Source organism: Roseovarius sp. MS2, from assembly GCF_051447875.1.
Lineage (GTDB): Bacteria > Pseudomonadota > Alphaproteobacteria > Rhodobacterales > Rhodobacteraceae > Roseovarius > Roseovarius mucosus_A.
The window spans coordinates 2,051,923-2,071,863 of record NZ_JBKHVF010000001.1; the positions used below are offsets into that span (position 1 = coordinate 2,051,923).

The 19,941-nt window shown below is 60.7% G+C and carries 18 protein-coding genes and 2 pseudogenes; 7 read left to right on the forward strand and 13 right to left on the reverse strand.

Features of this window, described 5'->3' with window-relative positions; all coding sequences use genetic code 11:
• Positions 1 to 12: 12 nt before the first annotated feature.
• Positions 13 to 1,698, reverse strand: a complete 1,686-nt coding sequence (locus ACLGGT_RS10110) for a thiamine pyrophosphate-dependent enzyme (protein WP_437195939.1) — start codon at positions 1,696 to 1,698, stop codon at positions 13 to 15.
• Between the two features lie 123 nt (positions 1,699 to 1,821).
• Here ACLGGT_RS10110 and ACLGGT_RS10115 point away from each other — a divergent pair, with 123 nt between their 5' ends.
• Positions 1,822 to 2,265 carry an NUDIX domain-containing protein gene (locus ACLGGT_RS10115; RefSeq protein WP_437195941.1) on the forward strand — a complete coding sequence of 148 codons (444 nt, stop codon included), beginning with the start codon at positions 1,822 to 1,824 and terminating at the stop codon, positions 2,263 to 2,265.
• On the opposite strand, the pseudogene ACLGGT_RS10120 reads toward ACLGGT_RS10115, so the two are convergent.
• From ACLGGT_RS10120 to ACLGGT_RS10135, 4 genes and pseudogenes are all read right to left on the reverse strand, one after another.
• Positions 2,232 to 3,109, reverse strand: a pseudogene (locus tag ACLGGT_RS10120) (DMT family transporter). The gene ACLGGT_RS10115 and the pseudogene ACLGGT_RS10120 sit on opposite strands and share 34 nt — an antisense overlap.
• Positions 3,110 to 3,265: 156 nt before the next feature.
• Complete coding sequence (locus ACLGGT_RS10125) at positions 3,266 to 3,949, reverse strand: aquaporin (protein ID WP_008281662.1); 684 nt, start codon at positions 3,947 to 3,949, stop codon at positions 3,266 to 3,268.
• A gap of 168 nt (positions 3,950 to 4,117) precedes the next feature.
• Positions 4,118 to 5,758, reverse strand: a complete 1,641-nt coding sequence (groL, locus tag ACLGGT_RS10130; RefSeq protein ID WP_008281663.1) for a chaperonin GroEL — start codon at positions 5,756 to 5,758, stop codon at positions 4,118 to 4,120.
• 54 nt (positions 5,759 to 5,812) lie between these two features.
• Positions 5,813 to 6,100, reverse strand: a complete 288-nt coding sequence (locus ACLGGT_RS10135; RefSeq protein WP_008281664.1) for a co-chaperone GroES — start codon at positions 6,098 to 6,100, stop codon at positions 5,813 to 5,815.
• Between the two features lie 257 nt (positions 6,101 to 6,357).
• Here ACLGGT_RS10135 and ACLGGT_RS10140 point away from each other — a divergent pair, with 257 nt between their 5' ends.
• Positions 6,358 to 7,278, forward strand: coding sequence for a manganese-dependent inorganic pyrophosphatase (locus ACLGGT_RS10140; protein WP_081506874.1), 921 nt, complete (start codon positions 6,358 to 6,360; stop codon positions 7,276 to 7,278).
• Between the two features lie 152 nt (positions 7,279 to 7,430).
• On the forward strand, positions 7,431 to 9,458 hold the full coding sequence (locus ACLGGT_RS10145; protein WP_437195944.1) for an FAD-dependent oxidoreductase: 2,028 nt from the start codon (positions 7,431 to 7,433) through the stop codon (positions 9,456 to 9,458).
• Positions 9,459 to 9,464: 6 nt separating this feature from the next.
• On the opposite strand, the gene ACLGGT_RS10150 is transcribed toward ACLGGT_RS10145, so the two are convergent.
• Positions 9,465 to 9,908: a DUF4399 domain-containing protein gene (locus ACLGGT_RS10150; RefSeq protein ID WP_437195946.1), complete on the reverse strand. Its 444-nt coding sequence runs from the start codon at positions 9,906 to 9,908 to the stop codon at positions 9,465 to 9,467.
• A gap of 193 nt (positions 9,909 to 10,101) precedes the next feature.
• On the opposite strand from ACLGGT_RS10150, the gene ACLGGT_RS10155 reads away from it, so the two are divergent.
• Together ACLGGT_RS10155 and ACLGGT_RS10160 are read left to right on the forward strand one after the other, a co-directional pair.
• Entirely contained in the window at positions 10,102 to 11,007 is a 906-nt protein-coding gene (locus tag ACLGGT_RS10155) for a LysR family transcriptional regulator (protein ID WP_008281668.1), read from the forward strand.
• Between the two features lie 182 nt (positions 11,008 to 11,189).
• The gene (locus ACLGGT_RS10160; RefSeq protein WP_151978185.1) at positions 11,190 to 11,729 is read left to right on the forward strand and encodes an NADPH-dependent FMN reductase; all 540 of its coding nucleotides are present in this window, start codon (positions 11,190 to 11,192) and stop codon (positions 11,727 to 11,729) included.
• Between the two features lie 51 nt (positions 11,730 to 11,780).
• Here the strand turns inward: ACLGGT_RS10160 and ACLGGT_RS10165 are convergent, their stop codons facing one another.
• Positions 11,781 to 13,424 (reverse strand): ABC transporter substrate-binding protein, encoded by a 1,644-nt coding sequence (locus tag ACLGGT_RS10165; RefSeq protein WP_008281670.1) that lies wholly within the window; start codon positions 13,422 to 13,424, stop codon positions 11,781 to 11,783.
• Positions 13,425 to 13,686: 262 nt separating this feature from the next.
• Between ACLGGT_RS10165 and aroC the strand changes: the two genes are divergently transcribed.
• Positions 13,687 to 14,790 (forward strand): chorismate synthase, encoded by a 1,104-nt coding sequence (gene aroC / locus ACLGGT_RS10170; protein ID WP_437195948.1) that lies wholly within the window; start codon positions 13,687 to 13,689, stop codon positions 14,788 to 14,790.
• Positions 14,791 to 14,977: 187 nt separating this feature from the next.
• On the opposite strand, the gene ACLGGT_RS10175 is transcribed toward aroC, so the two are convergent.
• The 3 genes and pseudogenes from ACLGGT_RS10175 to ACLGGT_RS10185 form a co-directional block, all read right to left on the reverse strand.
• Complete coding sequence (locus tag ACLGGT_RS10175) at positions 14,978 to 15,727, reverse strand: hypothetical protein (RefSeq protein ID WP_437195949.1); 750 nt, start codon at positions 15,725 to 15,727, stop codon at positions 14,978 to 14,980.
• A gap of 133 nt (positions 15,728 to 15,860) precedes the next feature.
• Positions 15,861 to 16,729, reverse strand: a pseudogene (locus ACLGGT_RS10180) (DMT family transporter).
• 83 nt (positions 16,730 to 16,812) lie between these two features.
• Positions 16,813 to 17,454, reverse strand: coding sequence for a ribonuclease T2 family protein (locus ACLGGT_RS10185; RefSeq protein WP_437195950.1), 642 nt, complete (start codon positions 17,452 to 17,454; stop codon positions 16,813 to 16,815).
• A gap of 131 nt (positions 17,455 to 17,585) precedes the next feature.
• On the opposite strand from ACLGGT_RS10185, the gene ACLGGT_RS10190 reads away from it, so the two are divergent.
• Positions 17,586 to 18,359: a DUF1013 domain-containing protein gene (locus ACLGGT_RS10190; RefSeq protein WP_008281674.1), complete on the forward strand. Its 774-nt coding sequence runs from the start codon at positions 17,586 to 17,588 to the stop codon at positions 18,357 to 18,359.
• Between the two features lie 67 nt (positions 18,360 to 18,426).
• Here ACLGGT_RS10190 and ACLGGT_RS10195 read toward each other — a convergent pair whose 3' ends face one another.
• From ACLGGT_RS10195 to ACLGGT_RS10205, 3 genes are all read right to left on the reverse strand, one after another.
• Positions 18,427 to 18,783, reverse strand: a complete 357-nt coding sequence (locus tag ACLGGT_RS10195) for a DUF1294 domain-containing protein (protein WP_008281675.1) — start codon at positions 18,781 to 18,783, stop codon at positions 18,427 to 18,429.
• A 51-nt stretch (positions 18,784 to 18,834) separates the two neighbouring features.
• Positions 18,835 to 19,428 carry a recombination mediator RecR gene (gene recR, locus ACLGGT_RS10200; RefSeq protein WP_219436336.1) on the reverse strand — a complete coding sequence of 198 codons (594 nt, stop codon included), beginning with the start codon at positions 19,426 to 19,428 and terminating at the stop codon, positions 18,835 to 18,837.
• Positions 19,429 to 19,494: 66 nt separating this feature from the next.
• A complete protein-coding gene (locus tag ACLGGT_RS10205; RefSeq protein WP_037273999.1) occupies positions 19,495 to 19,839 on the reverse strand; it encodes a YbaB/EbfC family nucleoid-associated protein in 345 nt (114 codons plus the stop codon).
• Positions 19,840 to 19,941 lie beyond the last annotated feature (102 nt).

A 19,941-nucleotide genomic window follows, 5' to 3' on the forward strand; every position in this document is an offset into this window, starting at 1 on the left:
GCTGAACAGGGGTCACGCGCCGTCGCGTTTGGCTAAGCCCGCTGCACGCATCTGGCTGAGCGTCATGCGCGGGGTCAGCGCCTCGGTCGAGATCACAAGATCAAGCACGGCACCGGTCGGCGAGGCGCAGGCGCGGGTGAACGCATCTGCGAAATCCTCGGTGCGCTCCACCCGCTCGGCGTGAAAGCCATAGGCGCGCGCGAGGGCCGAAAAATCGGGATTGACCATATCCGTGCCCGAGACGCGTTCGGGATAGTTGCGTTCCTGATGCGCGCGGATGGTGCCGTAGATGCCATTGTTAAGGATGAGGATGACCGGCTGCGCCCCCGCCTGTGCGGCGGTGGCCAGTTCCTGACAGGTCATCTGAAAATCACCATCCCCGGCAAAGCAGAGCACGCGCCGCTCTGGATGCACGACTTTGGCGGCAATCGCCGCTGGGATGCCATAGCCCATGGCCCCCGATTGCGGAGCCAAGAGGCGCATCGCAGCCCCGTATTTCAGGAACCGCCCTGACCAGATCGCAAAATTGCCCGCGCCGTTGGTGATGATCGCATCCTCGGGCAGAACCTTGCGCAGATAGGCTGTCACCTTGCCCATATCGACGGGCGAGTGCAGGTCAGGCAGGTCAAACCCCGCCTCATACCCGGCGCGCGCCTCGGCCCGCCAAGCGGCCCAATCCCGCTGCACCGGCCCACCTGCGTTCAAGGCGTGCGCAAAGGCATTCGGCCCGGCCTGAATGCCCAGTTCCGGCTGATAGACCTTGCCCAATTCCAGATCAGAACCATGCACATGGATCAGACGTTGCTGCGGCTCTGGCAGGTCAAACACCGTATATCCATCGGTAGAGTTCTCGCCAAAGCGGTTGTTGACGGCCAGAATGACATCCGCCTCAGCCAAGAGGCGGCGCACATTGGGCACCATGCCCACGCCCGCCTCGCCACAAAAGACCGGCGCGTGATTGTCGAACTGATCCTGATAGCGAAAGACCGAGACGACCGGGATGTCGGACGCCGCTGCAAATTCTTGCAGGGCTGCGCGCCCTGCGTCTGTCCAGTTGCAGCCGCCATAGAGAAGGAGAGGCCGCTTGGCCCCCGCCAGCATTGCGCGCGCTTTGGTTATGGCCTGAGCCCCCGGTTCCGGCTCTGGATAGGTTCCCGGGCCGGAGAGCGGCGGCACCTCTGTCATATCGGTCAGCATATCCTCGGGCAGGGCCACCACCACCGGGCCGGGGCGGCCCGTCACGGCGGTTTTCCACGCCCGCGCCACGATTTCGGGGATGCGGCCCACCTGATCAATCTCGACCGCCCATTTCACCATCGTGCCAAACACGGCGCGGTAGTCCAGCTCTTGGAATGCCTCGCGCCCTTTCATATCGGTGCCTACCTGACCCACAAAAAGGATCATCGGCGCACTATCCTGCATCGCGGTGTGCACCCCGATTGCGGCATTGGTCGCCCCCGGCCCGCGCGTGACCCAACAGATGCCAGGACGGCCCGTCAGCTTGCCATAGGCGGCGGCCATAAAGGCGGCTCCGCCCTCTTGGCGGCATAGGGTGAAATCAAGCCGCCCGGCTGTGTCGTGCAAGGCATCCAATACCGCAAGATAGCTCTCGCCCGGCACGCCGAAACTGTGCCGCGCCCCCAATGCCAGCAGGCAATCCACCAGCAATTGCCCGCCGTTGCGCGTGTTGGTTCCCATGTCCTGCTCCTTTGTGTTGGTCGCGCGCAAGCTGGCCCAAGGCGGGGGGCAAAGACAACCCCTTTTCACCGGTCGACCTGCCGCCTAGGGTTGGACTAGTCGATCTTTGCCTCAGGTGTTCTCATGCCTTCGCCCCGCCTTGCTGCCCGCGCCGTGATTGTGGATCAGGGGAGGTTGTTGCTGGTCAATGCCTATGCCGATGCCGCCAGCACGCTGTGGTGTGCGCCGGGCGGCGGGGTCGAGCTGGGCACATCGCTGCCCGAGAACCTGATGCGAGAGGTCCATGAGGAGACCGGATTGACGATCCGCGTGGGCACACCCTGCCTGATCAACGAGTTTCATGCGCCCGCCACAGGCTTTCATCAGGTCGAGGTGTTCTTTCGTTGCACGGTGACTGCAGGAGCGCTTTCGGAGGATTGGCGCGATCCCGAGCAGATTGTAACCCGCAGGCGTTGGGTGACAGAGGCGGAGATGGATGAACTCCGGTTCAAGCCCGACAGTCTCGCGCGCGTCGCCTTTCAGCGCGGCATGGGTTACGATCCTTTGGAGGAAATCGTTGGCCCCTGAGGGCGCATCGGGATGACCGAGACCGCAACGCCGCCGAGAACCAGCGCGCTTGCCAGCACGAATTCGGCGCTCAGCGCCTCGCCCAAGAACAGCATGCCGCCTGCCATGGCAATGACCGGAACGGTCAGTTGTGCCACCGCCGCAACCGAGGCCGCCAACCGAGGCAGAAGGCTATACCAAAGCGCGTATCCCAAACCGGATGTCACCGCCCCCGACAGCACCGCAAGCAAGACGCCCTGCGGCCCGATCACGATTCCCTCGGCCCCCTTGGGCACCAGCCAGCCGACCAAGAGGCCCACGGGCGCGGCCCAGATGAAATTGGCGGCCGTGGCCATCAGCGCATCGCCTGATTTGCGCCCCGTCAACGAATAGACGCCCCAGCCGATGCCTGCCCCTGCCATCAGCAGGCCATGGATGACGCTCACCTGTGGTCCGCCTCCGGGCCAGAGCAGCCACGCCAGCCCGGCAAAGGCCAGCCCGGCCCCGGTCCAGCGCCGCACTGGCATTGCCTCGCGCGCGAAGAGTCCCCCGCGAACATGGTGATCTGCACCACGCCAAACAGGATCAGCGCGCCCAGACCAGCATCAAGCCCCCGGTAGGCTATGGAAAATCCGTAGAGATAGATCAAAAGGGCCATGACCCCAATCGCGCGCCCCGGTCCCAACAGGCGCAGGCCACCGCGCAGCACAAGGCACAAAAGCCCCAGCATCACCGCGCCAGAGATCAGGCGGATCACCCCAAAGCTCACGGCATCTATATCGCCCCCGGCAATAGCCATACGGGTCAGCACCGAATTGGCGGCAAAGGCGATCATGGTGAGGGCGGTCAAAAGAAAAAGGCGCATGCCTGTTGCTACCCGCTCTGACGCGTAGGGTATAGTCAGATGATCGTGAAGCTACCCGCTTTCCTCGGTCGACAGATGCTCAAATCCCGATCTTTCCGCCGGATCTTGCCAGCGCCGGGAAAGGGCCGCCCTTGGGCGACCCCAGATGCCGATTGCTCAGCTTTGCGCATCCAACTGGCCGCTGCGAAAGAGCAGACCCGCCGCGACGGTGCCGATCACCGGGGCGACGATAAAGAGCCACAGTTGCGCCAATGCGGTGCCGCCGACGAATACCGCAGGCCCGATCGAGCGCGCCGGATTGACCGAAACGCCTGTCACGTTGATGCCGACGAGGTGGATCACCACAAGGGCAATTCCGATGGCCAGCCCCGCCAGATGCGCGGGTGCGCCTTTGCCGGTGGCCCCAAGGATCACGACCATGAACAGAAAACTCGCCACGACCTCGAAAAGGAAAGCCGCCGTCATGGTGTATTCGCCCAGATAGCCCGGACCCCAGCCATTCTGGCCCAGCCCGTTTTGGGCAAGGCTGTAATCCGCCTTGCCGCTTGCGATCGTCATCAACACGAAGGCCCCTGCCACAGCGCCCAGGATTTGCGCCACGATATAGCCCGCCGCCGTGGTCAGGGACATGCGGCCCGCCGCAACCGCCCCCAACGATACCGCTGGGTTGATATGGCAGCCCGAAACCGGACCGATGCCATAGGCCATGCCAATCAGGGCAAAGCCAAAGGCAAAGCTGATGCCTGCAAGGCCGATATCGCCCCCGGCAAGCACTGCCGCCCCACAGCCAAAGAGAACAAGAGTGAAAGTGCCGATAAACTCGGCCAGTTGCTTTTGCATTGGAAACCACCTGCTGAACTTGTTGAACAGCGCTAGATTATCGCGGGTTTCAATCTCTGGAATGGGGAATTTTCGGTGTTTGGGTTACGTATTTGATGCCCGGTCACCGTCCAAAAAAAGGGGCCGCCCGAAGGCAGCCCCGATCCGATTGCACAAGGCAAGCGTGATTTACATCATGCCGCCCATGCCGCCCATGTCGGGCATACCGCCGCCACCGGCGTTTTCTTTTTGCGGCTTGTCGGCCACCATCGCTTCGGTGGTGATCAACAGGCCTGCGATCGAAGAGGCATCTTCGAGAGCGGTGCGGACAACCTTGGCCGGGTCGATGACGCCAAACTTGAACATGTCGCCATATTCATCAGTCTGTGCGTTATAGCCGAACTTGGCGTCAGAGCTCTCGCGGATTTTGCCTGCGACGACGGAGCCGTCAACACCGGCATTCTCTGCGATCTGGCGCAGCGGCGCTTCGAGCGCGCGGCGCACGATGGCGATACCGGCGTTCTGGTCACTGTTGACACCTTCAAGACCTGCCAGTTTCTTGGCCGCCTGAACCAGAGCCACACCACCGCCGACAACGATGCCTTCTTGCACGGCTGCGCGGGTTGCATTGAGCGCGTCATCGACGCGGTCCTTGCGCTCTTTCACTTCGATCTCGGTCATGCCGCCAACGCGGATGACAGCAACGCCACCGGCCAGTTTGGCCACACGCTCTTGCAGCTTCTCGCGGTCGTAATCCGAGGTGGTGTCCTCGATCTGCTGGCGGATTTGGCTGACGCGTGCTTCGATCTCGGCCTTTTCGCCCGCACCATCGACGATGGTGGTGGCGTCTTTGGTGATCGAAACTTTCTTGGCGCGGCCCAGCATGTCCATGCCGACATTCTCAAGCTTCATGCCGAGGTCTTCGGAAATCACCTGACCACCGGTCAGAATGGCGATATCCTGCAGCATCGCCTTGCGACGGTCGCCAAAGCCGGGGGCCTTGACGGCAGCGATCTTGAGACCGCCACGCAGCTTGTTCACGACCAGCGTTGCGAGGGCTTCGCCTTCGACATCTTCGGCAATGATCAGGAGCGGTTTTTGCGACTGGATCACTTGCTCGAGCAGCGGCACCATCGGCTGAAGGCTCGAGAGTTTCTTCTCGTGCAGCAGGATGAGGCAGTCCTCAAGGTCCGCAACCATTTTGTCAGCATTGGTGACGAAATAGGGGCTGAGATAGCCACGGTCGAACTGCATGCCTTCGACGACATCGGTCTCGGTCTCGAGGCCTTTGTTCTCTTCGACGGTGATGACACCCTCGTTGCCGACTTTCTGCATCGCTTCTGCGATCTGACGGCCAATTTCGGCCTCGCCATTGGCAGAAATGGTGCCAACCTGCGCCACTTCGGCGCTGTCGTTGACGGGGCGCGATGCGGCTTTGATGGCCTCGACAACCTTGCTGGTGGCCAGATCGATACCACGCTTGAGGTCCATCGGGTTCATGCCGGCGGCAACCGCCTTCATGCCTTCCTTGACGATGGCCTGAGCCAGAACCGTCGCGGTGGTGGTGCCGTCGCCGGCCTCGTCATTGGTGCGGCTGGCGACTTCTTTCACCATCTGCGCGCCCATGTTCTCGAACTTGTCTTCCAGTTCGATTTCCTTGGCAACCGATACACCGTCCTTGGTGATGCGCGGTGCGCCAAAGGATTTGTCCAGAACCACGTTCCGGCCTTTGGGGCCGAGGGTTACTTTGACCGCATCGGCCAGAATGTTCACGCCCTTGAGCATGCGATTGCGGGCGTCGGTATTAAAGCGTACGTCTTTTGCAGCCATTTGAGGTGCTCCCGTGTTTGATTTCCGGTTGGATCAGCGTAAGGGGGAATGCCCTTACGAAATCACGCCCAGAATGTCGCTTTCCTTCATGATCAGCAGCTCTTCGCCGTCGACCGTGACTTCGGTGCCGGACCATTTGCCGAACAGAATGGTGTCGCCAGCCTTGACGGCCATTGCGATCAGTTCGCCATTGTCCTTGCGGGCGCCATCGCCGCAGGACACAACTTGGCCCTGGCTCGGTTTTTCTTTGGCGCTGTCGGGAATGATCAACCCGCCCGCGGTTTTAGCTTCGCTTTCAACGCGGCGGACAAGCACGCGGTCATGCAGCGGTTTAAATGCCATCTCTGAGGCTCCTTGGCTCAAAGTTACTCCCTAATGATCCCCGTTTGGAGATCATTAGCACTCATGGGGTTCGAGTGCTAACGGCGCATAGCTAGGGAGTGCGCTGGGGTGAGTCAACCGTTTTGATCCGCAAAAATTACCTTTTCCACCAACCCCGCTTTGGGATTTTATGCCGCAGCGCAGCATCGGGCAGGTGACAAGCCGTGCCCACCCACCTATAAGGCGCGCAAACCCGCATCAATGACAGGATGACCCCTATGACCACGCTTGTTTTCGGCCATAAATCCCCCGACACCGATTCCACCGGCTCGCCCATTCTCTGGGCTTGGTATCTCAATGAGGTGAAAGGTGCGCAGGCCGAAGCTGTCCTTTTGGGCGAGCCCAATACCGAGGCCGCCTTTCTCCTGCGCAAATGGGACCTGCCCAAGCCGCGTATCATTGCCGATGTCGACGCCGGTCAGCCTTGCGTGATCGTGGACACCAACAACCCGGCGGAATTGCCCGCCAACATCAACAACGCCGACATTCAGGCAATCATCGACCATCACAAGCTGGTGGGCGGTTTGGAAACCAAAGGCCCGATTGACATCACCGTGCGCCCGCTGGCCTGCACCGCGACCATCATGCTTGACCTGATGGGCGACGATGCCGCGAAAATGCCCAACTGGGCCAAGGGCACGGCGCTGACCTGCATCCTGTCAGACACGCTCGAATTCCGCTCGCCGACGACCACCCCGCATGACCGCGCTGTGGCCGAAAAACTGGCCGCCGATCTGGGCATTTCGATCCCCGACTATGCCGCCGAAATGTTTGCCGCCAAATCCGATGTCTCGGCCTTTTCCGATGCTGAACTGCTGCGCATGGACTCCAAGGAATATGAGGTTGGTGGCAAGTCGTTCCGCGTGAGCGTGCTTGAAACCACATCGCCCGCCATCGTGCTCGACCGCAAGGCAAGCCTGATGCAGAGCATGACCACCGTCGCCGCTGAGGATGGCGTGGATCAGGTGCTGCTCTTTGTGGTGGATATTCTGAATGAAGAAGCCACGCTTCTGGTGCCCAACGATCTGGTCAAGACAGTTGCGGAAAAAAGCTTTGGCGCGACCGTGTCGGGCGATGCCGTGGTGCTGCCGGGCATCATGAGCCGCAAAAAGCAGATCATCCCCAATCTGGCGCTCTGAACGTCATATAGAGATTTTGAGCAGGGCCGCCGATGGGCGGCCCTTTTCGTTTCAGAGGGTCGAATCTGGCCGCAGACGCCATAACGCAGCGTTCCGGGGTGACAATATCGCGGTGCCGCGCCATGGTGCATTCCAGCCAAGGGAGGTCCGCCATGTCCGAATATCCGCATCTTCTGAGCCCGCTTGATCTGGGGCACGTGACCTTGAAAAATCGCGTGCTTATGGGGTCCATGCACACCGGGTTGGAGGAAACCCGCGATTGGAACCGGGTGGCAGAGTTTTATGCGGCACGGGCGCGCGGTGGTGTTGGCCTTATGGTCACGGGCGGCATGGCCCCCAATCGCGAGGGCGGCGTATTTCCCGGCGCGGCAGGGCTATTCACGCCCGAGGATATCACCAATCACCGCATCGTCACGGACCGGGTGCACGAGGCGGGGGGGCTGATCGCGATGCAAATCCTGCACGCTGGCCGCTACGCCTATGGCAAGGAATGCGTCAGCGCCTCAGCCATCAAGTCGCCGATTTCGCCCTTTACGCCCAAGGCATTGGACGAGGAGGGGATCGAAAAGCAGATCGCCGATATCGTCACCGCCGCGCAGCGTGCGCGCGAGGCAGGCTATGACGGGGTCGAGATCATGGGGTCCGAGGGGTATTTCCTCAACCAGTTTCTTGTGACCCACACCAACAAGCGCGAGGATCGCTGGGGGGGGTCGTATGAGAACCGGATGCGCCTGCCGATTGAGGTGGTGCGGCGTGCGCGGGCGGCGGTGGGGGATGATTTCATCATCATTTACCGGCTTAGCATGATTGATCTGGTGCCGGGTGGCAGCACCCATGACGAAGTCGTGCAATTGGCGCAAGAAATTGAGCGTGCGGGCGCTTCGATCCTCAACACCGGTATCGGCTGGCATGAGGCGCGGATTCCCACGATTGCAACCAGCGTGCCGCGCGCGGGTTTTGCTTGGGTTACGAAAAAGCTGATGGGCAAGGTGGGGATTCCCATCATCACCTCGAACCGGATCAACACGCCTGACGTGGGCGAGGCGGTTTTGGCAAGCGGGGCCGCTGATATGGTCAGCATGGCGCGGCCGTTTCTGGCGGATGCAGAGTTTGTGAACAAAGCGGCGGCAGGGCGCAGCGCTACGATTGCGCCCTGCATCGCCTGCAATCAGGCGTGCCTTGATCACACATTCTCGGGCAAGCTGACATCCTGTCTGGTCAATCCGCGCGCCTGCCATGAGACGGAGTTGGTGATTGCAGCCGCAGAGACACCCAAGCGCATTGCCGTGGTCGGTGCGGGGCCTGCGGGTCTTTCGGCGGCGATCACTGCGGCGGGGCGTGGGCACCAAGTGACGCTCTTTGATCGTGCGGCGGAACTGGGCGGTCAGTTGAACATGGCCAAGGTCATCCCCGGCAAGGAAGAGTTTCGCGGGTTGGTGGACTGGTTTGGCACCATGGTGGCCGAGTCGGGCGTCGATCTGCGTCTTGGACAAGAGGTGACCGCCGATCATCTGGACGGCTTTGATGCCGTGATTATCGCCACCGGCGTGATTCCACGCGATCCGGGTGTTCCGGGGCAGGATGGGCCGAATGTGGTGACGTATATTGACGTATTGCGGGGCGGTGCAGAGGTGGGCCACCGCGTGGCCGTGGTGGGCGCTGGCGGCATCGGTTTCGACGTGTCCGAATACCTCGTGCATGAGGGGATCAGCCCGACCGAAGACATCACATTGTGGCGTACCGAATGGGGCGTGGGCGATCCGGCAGAGGTGCGCGGAGGCCTCGCGCCGCAGGGACCGCAGCCAGAGCCGGCTGCGCGCAAGGTCACGCTCTTGCAACGCAAGGCAGAGGCACCGGGCAAGCGGTTGGGCAAAACAACAGGCTGGATTCATCGCGCCGCCCTCAAGATGAAGGGCGTCGAGATGATCGGTGGTGTCAATTACGAAAAGATTGACGCAGAAGGGCTGCACGTGAGTTTTGGCGAGGCCCGCGAACGCCCGACATTGATTGCGGCGGATACCGTCGTGCTTTGCTCGGGGCAGGTGAGCGAGCGCAGTCTGGCCGATACATTGGCGGCGCGCGGAATAGAGGCGCATGTGATCGGCGGCGCGGATTTGGCCGCCGAACTTGATGCGAAACGCGCGATAGATCAGGGCACGCGGCTGGCTGCCACGCTCTGACGCGGTTTATTCGACGGTGATCGTGATCACTTCGGACACCACGGGTGGGGCGTGCGGCACATGGTTGAGGTCGCCCATCACCAGTTGCAGCGTATGCGTGCCCGGTGCCAGATCAAGCGTTGCCTCTGTCTGGCCGCCGCCGAAATGGCGGTGATTCTCATCCGCGGGCAGGCCGACGGTCAGCTCTTGCTCCCCGTCTGGCCCCTCGCCCAAGGGCGGGCGGTTGACCAGAATGTGATGGTGGCCTGTCGCCTCTTTTTCAGTGCCGGCAGGGGCCACGCCCATGCCTTTGAGACCAAAGATAACTTTGACGGGTGCTGTAACGGTGGCCCCATCCTCGAGATTGACGAAATAGACCTCGGCCCCTTCAGGTGCGGGGGTATCCCCGGCGAAGAGGGGAACTGAGAGACTCAGAAAGGTGGCGGCAGTGATTGCAATGATGCGTGTCATAGTGGCTCCTCCCTAGGATATGGTAACATAGGTGGTGCGTTGGCCTAACCCGTCAACAATCGCAGCTTGATGTTTCCGTGTTTCCAGCTGGCGAACGATGCCGACGAAATCCAGATATTGTCCGGCAAGCGCCCCAGTTGTGCCTGATTTTCCCGTCACAAAGGCCCTCAAGACGCAATTCAGAGGTATTAGGATGGATCGCCTGACCGAAATGGAAGCCTTCGCCACCGTGGTGGATCAGGGCGGATTTACCGACGCGGCCCGTAAGATGGGCATATCAAAATCCGCCGTGTCCAAGCACGTGTCGTCGCTTGAGGCGCGTTTGGGGGCAAGATTGCTGAACCGCACCACGCGGCGTGTCAGCCCGACTGAAATCGGCCTAGCCTATTACGACCGGGCCTTGCGCGTGCTCAACGACGCGGGCGAAGCGGACGCGCTGGTGAGTTCGATGCAATCCGATCCCTCTGGCCTGTTGCGCATCTCTGTGGCGACAGATTTCGGGGTCAATCATCTCAGCCCGGTTCTGGGCCAGTTCCTTGATGAATTCCCCGATATCACCGTCAACATGGTGCTGAATAACCGCTATGTTGAGCTGATTTCAGAAGGCTTTGACATGGCCGTGCGCATCGGAGAGCTGGAGGACAGCACCCTGCGGGCGCGGAAACTGACCGAGACCACCAAGCGCATGATCGCCAGCCCCGGCTATTTCCAAAAACATGGGCGGCCGCAAAAGATCGACGATCTGAACGAACACAAGCTCTTGCATTACTCTAGCCAAGCGGGCGGGGCGGTATGGAAGCTGACCGCGCCTTCGGGGGAAAAGCGTCAGGTGCGCACGGCAGGTGGTCTAAGTGTCAATGACGGGCAATCCCTGCTGAATGCCGCGATTTCTGGCTTGGGTATCGCCTATCTTCCGTCCTTCCTTTATTCCCGCGCTATGGCGGATGGGCTGGTCGAAGATGCGATGCCCGAGTTGCCGCTGGAATTGCAGGGCATTTACGCGGTCTACCCGCCGGGCCGGTTCACCCAGCCCAAGGTGCGCGCCTTTATAGATTTTCTGGTCCATCAATTCGCCGATAAAGGCCCGGTGGACTGGTAACGTCGTCCTCCTCGCCACGCATGGCGGGTGCCTGCCCCGGCCGCGGTCTGCTCGCCGCGCCGGGGTTTTTCATTCGGTGCCGGTGTGGCGCACAAGCCTTGTGCAGTCACTTCATATTGTCAAATTCCCTCCATCGCCCCAGTTTGATCAGTGAAACTGATAAACCCGTGAGAGGATGACACATGGCTAACCCAAAACTTCTGTTGATTTCCGGATCGCTGCGCAAGGGATCGTATAACCGCATGCTGCTGGCCGAGGCGGCAGAGGCATTCGGCCCCGCAGAGATCAGCGACGGCAGTCTTGATCTGCCGCTCTACGATGGTGATCTGGAAGAGGCAGAGGGTGTGCCAGAAGCGGTGAAACACCTCGCACAGCAGATCAAGGACGCCGATGCCGTGATCATTGGAGCGCCCGAATACAACAAAGGGATAACCGGCGTTCTCAAGAACGGGCTGGATTGGATCAGCCGGGTGCCAGGGGCGGCGTTCAAGAACAAGCCCGTTGTGGTGGTCTCGGCCTCTGCCGGGCGCACCGGGGGCGAGACGGCCCAATTCATGACGCTGTCTTGCCTTACGCAGTTACAGGCGCGGCTCGTGCCGGGCACGGCGGTTTTGATCGCGGGGGCGATGAACGCCTTTGACGATGCGGGCAAGCTCAAGGATGAGACATCGCGAAAACTTTTGGCGGAACGGATGGCTGCGCTGCGCGCCGAAGTTGTCTGAACGCAAAGGGCCGCCCCTGAGGGGCGGCCCGATCTGTTGTGCAGGACGGTCTTACGCGTCGAGCCAGACCTGCTCATAGTGCATTTCGCGGAATTGATGCGCCTGCACGCCCTTGACCTTGTCCGTGTGGTGCAGCGCCTGATTGCGCCAGAAGGGCTGAATCACGGCACCGCTGTCTTGCAGCATCGTTTGCAGCTTGGCCGAATATTCGCGGCGCTTGTCCGCGTCGAAAACACCCAAGGCTTCATCCAGCAGCGCATCGAATTCCGGGTTTGCATGGCCAGATTCATTCCATGCCTCGCCCGATTTATAGGCCAGTGCCAGCACCTGAACGCCCAAAGGACGCGGACCCCAGTTGGTGGTCGAGAAGGGATACTTGGTCCAGTCGTTCCAGAAGCTTGCCCCCGGAATCACCGTCCGCTTGACGTTGAAACCCGCCTGACGCAGTTGGTCGCCGATGGCATCGGTGGTGGTGGTCCGCCAGTCGCCATCAATCGAGATGATCTCGATCTCGGTGTCGCCATGCCCTGCGGCGCGTGCCATTTCGATGGCCTTGGCCGGATCAGCCGCAATCGCAGGCAGTTCGGCATATTCCGGGTGGAACGGAGCCACGTGGTGGTTTTCTGCCGGAATACCCTCGCCATTGATCGAAATGGCCAGCAAAACGGCATTGTCGCAGGCCAATTGGATGGCGTTGCGCAATTCTTTGCTGTCATAGGGCGCGGTATCGGCGCGCATCCGGGCGACGATGGTGTTGGCGGTTGTCTTGGACTGTTTGATCAGACCAAGGGCATCGTAGGACTCGATGAAATCGGCGGTGGATTCGTCGTTGATGTCGATCTCATCGCCATCAAATGCGGCTACGATCGAGGCGTTATCTTCGCCAAAGTCCACAAAGCGGATGCCGTCGAGATAGACATCGCCACCCCACCACTTGCCGTCTTCCCGGCGCTTGACCTCGGCGGCGACGCCGATGTCCATCGAGACAAGCTCGAACGGGCCGGTCCCGATTGGGGCCTTGGCCAGATCGCCATCGTCCCCAAAGCTGGGGTGGACGCAGAGCGCAGGATAGTCGGACATGCCCGCGATGATGGTGATATCGGGGCGGGGCAGATTGAGGCGAATAGTGAAATCATCCACTCGCTCAATGGCCCCATCGAGCGCGCGGCCTGTGTCTGGGTCGATCAACGTGGCCATCCGCGAGGCCATGGAATTGCCTTCGGCGGCTTTGTCGCACCAGCGGTTGAGATTGTGGATCACGTCATCGGCATTGAACGCGTCGCCATTGTTCCAGACCGCGTTCTGACGGACCTTGAGCGTGTAGGTCATGGCGTCATCGCTGACCTCCCAGCCTTCCAGCAACATCGGCTGAAAGCTGAAGTCAGAGGCCCAGCGTACCAGCGGTTCGCAGAACTGGCGGGCGACATTGCCCGGCTCGGTCCAGGAATATTTGCGCGGATCGGTGATATCCATCACGCGGCTTGCCACACGCAGCACGCCGCCTTTCTTGGCGTCTTCAGCATATGCGGCTGTGGGCACTGCAAGGCCGAGCAACCCGTAAGCTGCAGTGGCAGAGGCACCAAAGGTCGAGGCGAGCGCCACGAATTCGCGGCGGCTCATCTTGCCGGCGCGGGTGTCCTCGGCCATTTTCGCGACGACCGGGCGCACGCTGTCGTGCGAGGTGTCTTTGGTCATTGTCTTCTCCCTGTTGATTATCATGTTGGGTGCTGTCGTTTTTTGGACAGTCTTGCCGCTAGTGTTAGCAGGGCGTGCGCCCTGCACCAGTCATTTTTGAACGTCCCGGTCTCATTTGGTTCGGGCAACTCCGCCAGTCCGTCACGGGGCAAAGACTACTGCGATTCGATCCCATAGATCGCCTGTTTGCGACAAAAGCCCGCCAAATTAGCTTGAGGCCGGGGCGAGCCGGGGCTAGATCAGCGCCAAAGGAGCCCCGCGCATGAGCCTCAACACCTTTGGACATCTGTTTCGTTTCACCACTTGGGGCGAGAGCCATGGGCCCGCACTTGGGGCCACGGTGGATGGTTGCCCTCCGGGGGTGGCGCTGGATGAGGCGATGCTGCAGCGCTGGCTGGACAAGCGCCGTCCGGGGCAGAACAAGAATATGACCCAACGCAACGAGCCGGATGCGGTGCTTATCCTGTCGGGTGTCTATGAGGGGCAGAGCACGGGAACACCGATTCAGCTGATGATCGAGAACACCGATCAACGCTCGCGCGACTACGGCGAGATTGCCAAGACATTCCGCCCCGGTCATGCCGATATCACCTATCATCTGAAATATGGCCTGCGCGATCCACGTGGTGGCGGGCGGTCTTCGGCGCGGGAAACGGCGGCGCGAGTTGCGGCGGGGGGCGTGGCACGCGCGGCCTTGGCAGCACTTGTGCCGGGGATCGAGATCAAGGGCTATATGGTCGCCATGGGCGAGATGGAGTTGGACCGCGCACAGTTCGATTGGGACGCGATTGACGGCAATGATTTCTGGCTGCCTGACGCGGCGGCGGCCCCTGCGTGGGAAGACTATTTGCAAGCGCTGCGCAAGAAACATGATTCGGTCGGCGCCGTGATCGAAGTGGTGGCACGCGGTGTGCCCGCAGGCCTTGGCGCGCCGATTTATGGCAAGCTGGATACGGATCTGGCCGCCGCGATGATGTCGATCAACGCCGTCAAAGGCGTTGAGATTGGCGAAGGCATGGCCGCCGCGCGCCTCACCGGCAGCGCCAATGCCGATGAGATTTTCATGGGTGAGAACGGCCCGGAATTCGCCTCGAACCATGCGGGCGGTATCCTTGGCGGGATTTCCACCGGCCAAGAGATCGTTGTGCGGTTTGCGGTCAAGCCAACATCGTCGATCCTGACCCCGCGCCAGTCGATCACCGTGGATGGAAACCCCATCGAGGTCGTGACCAAAGGGCGACATGATCCCTGCGTCGGCATTCGTGCCGTTCCCGTGGGCGAGGCGATGATGGCGTGCGTGATCCTTGACCACTTGCTGCTGCATCGTGGGCAGGTGGGCGATGGGCCGCGGGGGCACATCGGCTAAAGCCATTTTCTTGAAAAGAGAATGATCCGGAACTTTTCAAAGTCCCGGCGCCTCACACCCGCCCTTGCCGCGAGAGTTGCACCGCCAGCATCCCGGCCATGATCACCAGCGCGCCAGAAGTCATCCGAGCGGACCTATGTCGGTTGTTCCCGAACGCGTCGGCTATGCCACCGGCCAAGCCTCGCTCTCAGGAGCAAAAACGGCTTGCGACGGCATCGACGCTGGAGCCACCCGAGCCGTAGATGAAAAACTGTGGATTGTTGTCTGGGTGATACCTGACATTAAAGGTCTTCCCGTCTGCGCACCGACCGCGTGCAACAACCGTCTGCGCGTTCCGCTCGTAATTGATCCGCTCTGTGATCGTGTAGCCGGATTTTGTCTCACGCGACGCGGAGCTTGATGTCTGCGACCCTCCTGATGAGGAGGATTGGGGCTGAGCCGAAGCCGACGAATAATCACCGCCGGTGCATCCGCCCGGGCCACATAATTTCTCTGAAGCAGCTCCAACGGCAACTGCTCCGGCCATGGCCACACCCGCAGCGGCGATGACTTTGTCCCACCCGAAACCGATGTCAGATTGGCCACCTCGGGCAACTGTTACCGATCTTCGGAGGCCCTTTGTATCGCCGCGTTCAAAGCTACTCCAGACGACGTCGGTACCCGCCGGGGCACAGGCATCGCCTTCCGGGTCTTCGGCCTGTGTGACGCGCATCGAATAACATATCTTGTCATTCCCGGCCCACCAGCGACCGGCTTCTTGCCTGCTATAACCTTTGTCCGTGCGCTTGCTGTATAAGGCGTGCCCATCCGTCTGATGATAGATGTAACGTGTCCCCAATGAAGGGTTGTTTGGCCCCAAATGATCCATGCGCTTTTCGCTGGTCAGTTTGGCCACCGTGTTGCCACTATACTTTTCGATGACTTGTGCCTGTGTCATGGGCTCTCCGCAGCCCGCAAGAATGGCACAACACATCAGTAATCCGGTTTTCACACACCGCATAGAATCAACCCAAATCAACACAACCTTACCAAGGTTCACAACTTCGTCATGGCCTGTCAAGCCCGGTGCCTTAGACCCGCCCTTGCCGCGAGAGTTGCACCGCCAGAATCCCGCCCATGATCACCAAGACCCCGATCAGGTCGCCCAATCGCAGGGCTTCGTTCAAGAGCACAGAGGCGATCGCTACGCCAAAGAACGGGTTGAGGAAATGAAAGGTAGCGGCGCGCGTTGCGCCGATCCGCTCGACCAATAGAAACCACACCAGCGTGGCGGCGAGGCCGGGAACGAGCGTGGTATAGAGAAACGCCAAGACAAGCCGCGTGCTCCAGTCGATCACGAGGGGTTCGGTGGCAAGGCCGATGGAGCCGGTCAGGACCGCGCCCACCATCATCTGCAGGCCTACGACCATCAGAAAATTGCCCCCAGATGCCGCACCGCGCACCGCCAGCGTGGCAAAGGCCAGCGCAAAAACCGCGATCAGGCAGAGACCCACGCCGTAAAGATCCATTCCCCCTGAAGCCGCGCGCCCATGATGATCACCACGCCGCCTAGCCCGGCAAAGAGGCCCATGATTCCAACCTTGCCAAGCCGCTCCTTTAAAAAGATCCAACTGAACAACCCCACGATGAGCGGCATGGCCGAGGCGATGATCGCGGCAAGCGAGGCCTCGATTGTTTGCATCGCCACGAAGTTCAGCCCGAGATAGAGCGCATTCTGGCAGATGCCGAAAATGATCGTGGCGCGCCATTGTGCGCGGGTCAGTCGCCAGCTTTGGCCCAAGATCAGGGCGATGGTAATGCCAAGTAGCCCGGAAATCAGGAAGCGCAGGCCAAGCGCTGTCAGGGGCGGGGCTGCAGAGACGATGATCCGTGCCGAGGTAAAGGCCGAGGACCACATGAGCGCAAAGCCCAGCCCCATCAGGATTGCCCGGATATCCATGTCTTGCCCGTCCCGTCTGATGCGCGTGCTTGGCGCGACCATTGAGGAAATACTGGCGGGGTTCAAGGGGCCAAGAGGATGGATCAGCGGATCGGATCAAAGAGCGCATCGCGCAGGGCGCAGTCGCGCTCCACATCGACGCCGCAGGGCACCGGTGCTAAATCGCGCGACAGGCAAAGCCGTGCCTCCTGAATGCGCCCGGCGCGGCAGGTGATGGTCAGCATGTCGGGTTCAAGCCCCGGATTTGCCTTGAGAAACGCCTCTTCGACCACTTTGGCGGGCAGCTTCACGGGCTTGGTGAGCTTGCGAAAGACCTCTGGCCGCTTGAATTGATCAAAGGCCGCGCGCGACAGCGCGTAATAGTCGGCGGCACTCAGCCCTGAACAAGAGCCGTGTTTCTTCCATTGATACCAGGCAAGGCCTGTGCTTCCCATCACATCTGCCATTGCGCGGGTCATGGCGCGGGTGGGGGGCGCATGCACGCTCTGGCAATGCTCGGGCCAGCCGCGATGATATTGCGGCCAAAGACCGTGCAGAATCCAGCCGGTGTTGGCGGCATCGTCGCATTGCTCGGCACTGCGCGCGTCCCCCTCGAGCGCGCACCAAGTGGGCGACCAACTGAGGCTGAGCACGTAATAGTCAAACACGCCCGCACGGTGCGATTGCGCGGTGGCAGGCAGAGGCAGAAGCAAAAGACAGAGCAACAAGGCAACTTGGGCACGCATTCTTTGGTCTTTCATTTTATCGGCAAGGTCAGTATAAGCTGCCCGAGTTCCCCTACAATGGAAACCCGTTCCGGCCCGCCGGAACCGCCTTTCAGGCGCCGGGGAAGTTTTGGGTAAAGGAGACCTGAGAGATGTCAAAGCCGATCATGGCCAAGGCCACAGCTGTCTGGCTGGTGGACAATACGACGATCAGTTTCAAGCAGATTGCCGATTTCTGCGGCATGCATGAATTGGAAGTGCAGGGGATCGCCGATGGCGATGTGGCGGCAGGCGTTAAAGGTTTTGATCCGATTGCCAACAATCAGTTGACGCAGGACGAGATCGAACGGGCGCAGGCAAGCCCGCTGCACAAGCTCAAGCTCAAATTCAATGCTGCCGCCCAAGGCGAAGAGACCCGGCGCGGCCCGCGCTATACGCCGCTGTCCAAGCGGCAGGATCGCCCCGCGTCGATCCTTTGGCTGGTCAAGTTCCATCCCGAACTGGCCGACAGCCAGATTGCGCGCCTTGTGGGCACAACGAAGCCGACCATTCAGGCGATTCGTGAACGCACGCATTGGAACATCGGCAGCATCCAACCGATCGACCCTGTCGCGCTTGGCCTGTGCAAACAATCCGAGCTTGATGCCGCCGTGCAAAAGGCCGCTGCGAAGAAGGCCAAAGATGGCGCCGCGCTGACCGATGACGAACGTCGCAAGCTCTTGAGCACCGAGCAAAGCCTTGAGGCGGACCTTGAGCCACGTGTGCCGACGGCGATGGAAGGGCTGGAGAATTTCACCCTCGGGCAGGATTACCACCCCGAAGTGCGTGAAAAGAAATACGACGCCGACAGTTTCTTTAATCTGCCCGCCTCGGATGACGAGGATGATGAAGATGATGATCAGGATGCTGGACGTCGTCGCCGCTAAAGCGGCTTAGATCACCAAGACCGCAATGGCCCGGGGTTTCTCGGGCCATTTTCATTTTACCTATGCCTCAGGCCGCAGGGATCCAGGTTGCGGCGAGCCCTAGGACATAGCTGGTGGCATGGGTGAGAAACACCATAACGGCGGCGCGGAACTCTGGCAGCACGAGCGCCCCGAGAAATCCGATATGCAGAACTGCAATGGCATTGAGCGACGTGCGAAACGGCTCTTTGCGGGTTTTGTGGCGGAATATCCCCTGTCCGGTCTTGGCCCCGAGCGATCCCCCGATCAGACAAAGCGTCAGAAGCGTACTCTCTGGCACGCGCCAGCGGCGTTCGATGGCACAGCGCTTGTCCCACCAGAACAAACCCAATGTGAGCGCGTTCAGGGCTAAAAGATACAGCAGGGTCAAGGCAAGTGGGGACATGGCTAAAAAAGGGGTCCAGTATCATTTGGGGCGGATGCCGCTAGGGGCGTGTCACAGACGCTTGCGGGCCGAGAGGGCCGCACTGATCGTACCGTCGTCGAGATAGTCCAACTCGCCGCCAATGGGAACACCCTGAGCGAGCGAAGTGAGCGTGACTTTGCCGTCGAGCTGATCTGCGATGTAATGCGCGGTGGTTTGCCCCTCGACCGTGGCGTTGAGGGCCAGAATGACCTCGGTTATCGCCTCGGAATCGACCCGCGCCAAGAGGGCTGGAATGCGTAGAATCTCGGGGCCGACCTGATCCAGTGCCGACAGCGTGCCGCCCAGCACGTGATAGCGCCCTTTAAAGGCCTGCCCACGCTCCATCGCCCAGAGATCGGCCACATCCTCGACCACGCAAATCTGGCCATTGGCACGCTTGGCATTCGTGCAGATATCGCAAATCTCGGTGGTGCCGATATTGCCGCAGGTGGCGCATTCCCGCGCCGTGTCGGCCACGGTCTGCATCAGCTTTGCCAAGGGCGATAGCAGCAAAGCGCGCTTGCGGATCAGGTGCAGCACCGCGCGCCGGGCCGACCGGGGGCCAAGCCCCGGCAGGCGGGCCATCATATCAATGAGGGCGTCGATATCGCGGGTGCTGCTCAATCTATGGCTCCGCTCAGGGGGCAAGCGTTGGGGTTTTGAGTATTTATGCCAAAAAGAAACCGCGTCTCAGAAGGGCAGTTTCATGTCTTTGGGCAGGCCCATGCCCTCGGTGATCTTGCCCATTTCTTCTTGGGCACGGGCCGAGGCCTTGGCTTGGGCATCCTTGATCGCGGCAAGAATCAGATCCTCGACGACCTCTTTGTCATCGGAATTGAAGATCGACGGGTCGATATCGAGCGCCTTGAGCTCCCCCTTGGCAGAGCAGGTCGCCTTGACCAGACCTGCGCCGGATTCGCCCGTCACCATGATCGTGTGCATTTCCTCTTGCAGCGCGGCCATTTTCTTTTGCATTTCCTGCGCGGCCTTCATCATCTTGGCCATGTCGCCCATTTGGCCCAAACCTTTGAACATGCTGTAATCTCCTGTGGTTTTGGCCCGCAGGGCGGGCCATTGAATGACGTTGCCGCCTTTAAGCATATCTGCGGTCTTAAGGCGACAGGCAAGCGGTGCGGT

Excerpts from the sequence above, each read along its gene's own strand:
- ACLGGT_RS10110 (WP_437195939.1), bottom strand. The coding sequence starts at position 1,698 with ATGGGAACCAACACGCGCAACGGCGGGCAATTGCTGGTGGATTGCCTG.
- ACLGGT_RS10115 (WP_437195941.1), top strand. The coding sequence starts at position 1,822 with ATGCCTTCGCCCCGCCTTGCTGCCCGCGCCGTGATTGTGGATCAGGGG.
- ACLGGT_RS10125 (WP_008281662.1), bottom strand. The coding sequence starts at position 3,949 with ATGCAAAAGCAACTGGCCGAGTTTATCGGCACTTTCACTCTTGTTCTC.
- groL (WP_008281663.1), bottom strand. The coding sequence starts at position 5,758 with ATGGCTGCAAAAGACGTACGCTTTAATACCGACGCCCGCAATCGCATG.
- ACLGGT_RS10135 (WP_008281664.1), bottom strand. The coding sequence starts at position 6,100 with ATGGCATTTAAACCGCTGCATGACCGCGTGCTTGTCCGCCGCGTTGAA.
- ACLGGT_RS10140 (WP_081506874.1), top strand. The coding sequence starts at position 6,358 with ATGACCACGCTTGTTTTCGGCCATAAATCCCCCGACACCGATTCCACC.
- ACLGGT_RS10145 (WP_437195944.1), top strand. The coding sequence starts at position 7,431 with ATGTCCGAATATCCGCATCTTCTGAGCCCGCTTGATCTGGGGCACGTG.
- ACLGGT_RS10150 (WP_437195946.1), bottom strand. The coding sequence starts at position 9,908 with ATGACACGCATCATTGCAATCACTGCCGCCACCTTTCTGAGTCTCTCA.
- ACLGGT_RS10155 (WP_008281668.1), top strand. The coding sequence starts at position 10,102 with ATGGATCGCCTGACCGAAATGGAAGCCTTCGCCACCGTGGTGGATCAG.
- ACLGGT_RS10160 (WP_151978185.1), top strand. The coding sequence starts at position 11,190 with ATGGCTAACCCAAAACTTCTGTTGATTTCCGGATCGCTGCGCAAGGGA.
- ACLGGT_RS10165 (WP_008281670.1), bottom strand. The coding sequence starts at position 13,424 with ATGACCAAAGACACCTCGCACGACAGCGTGCGCCCGGTCGTCGCGAAA.
- aroC (WP_437195948.1), top strand. The coding sequence starts at position 13,687 with ATGAGCCTCAACACCTTTGGACATCTGTTTCGTTTCACCACTTGGGGC.
- ACLGGT_RS10175 (WP_437195949.1), bottom strand. The coding sequence starts at position 15,727 with ATGACACAGGCACAAGTCATCGAAAAGTATAGTGGCAACACGGTGGCC.
- ACLGGT_RS10185 (WP_437195950.1), bottom strand. The coding sequence starts at position 17,454 with ATGCGTGCCCAAGTTGCCTTGTTGCTCTGTCTTTTGCTTCTGCCTCTG.
- ACLGGT_RS10190 (WP_008281674.1), top strand. The coding sequence starts at position 17,586 with ATGTCAAAGCCGATCATGGCCAAGGCCACAGCTGTCTGGCTGGTGGAC.
- ACLGGT_RS10195 (WP_008281675.1), bottom strand. The coding sequence starts at position 18,783 with ATGTCCCCACTTGCCTTGACCCTGCTGTATCTTTTAGCCCTGAACGCG.
- ACLGGT_RS10205 (WP_037273999.1), bottom strand. The coding sequence starts at position 19,839 with ATGTTCAAAGGTTTGGGCCAAATGGGCGACATGGCCAAGATGATGAAG.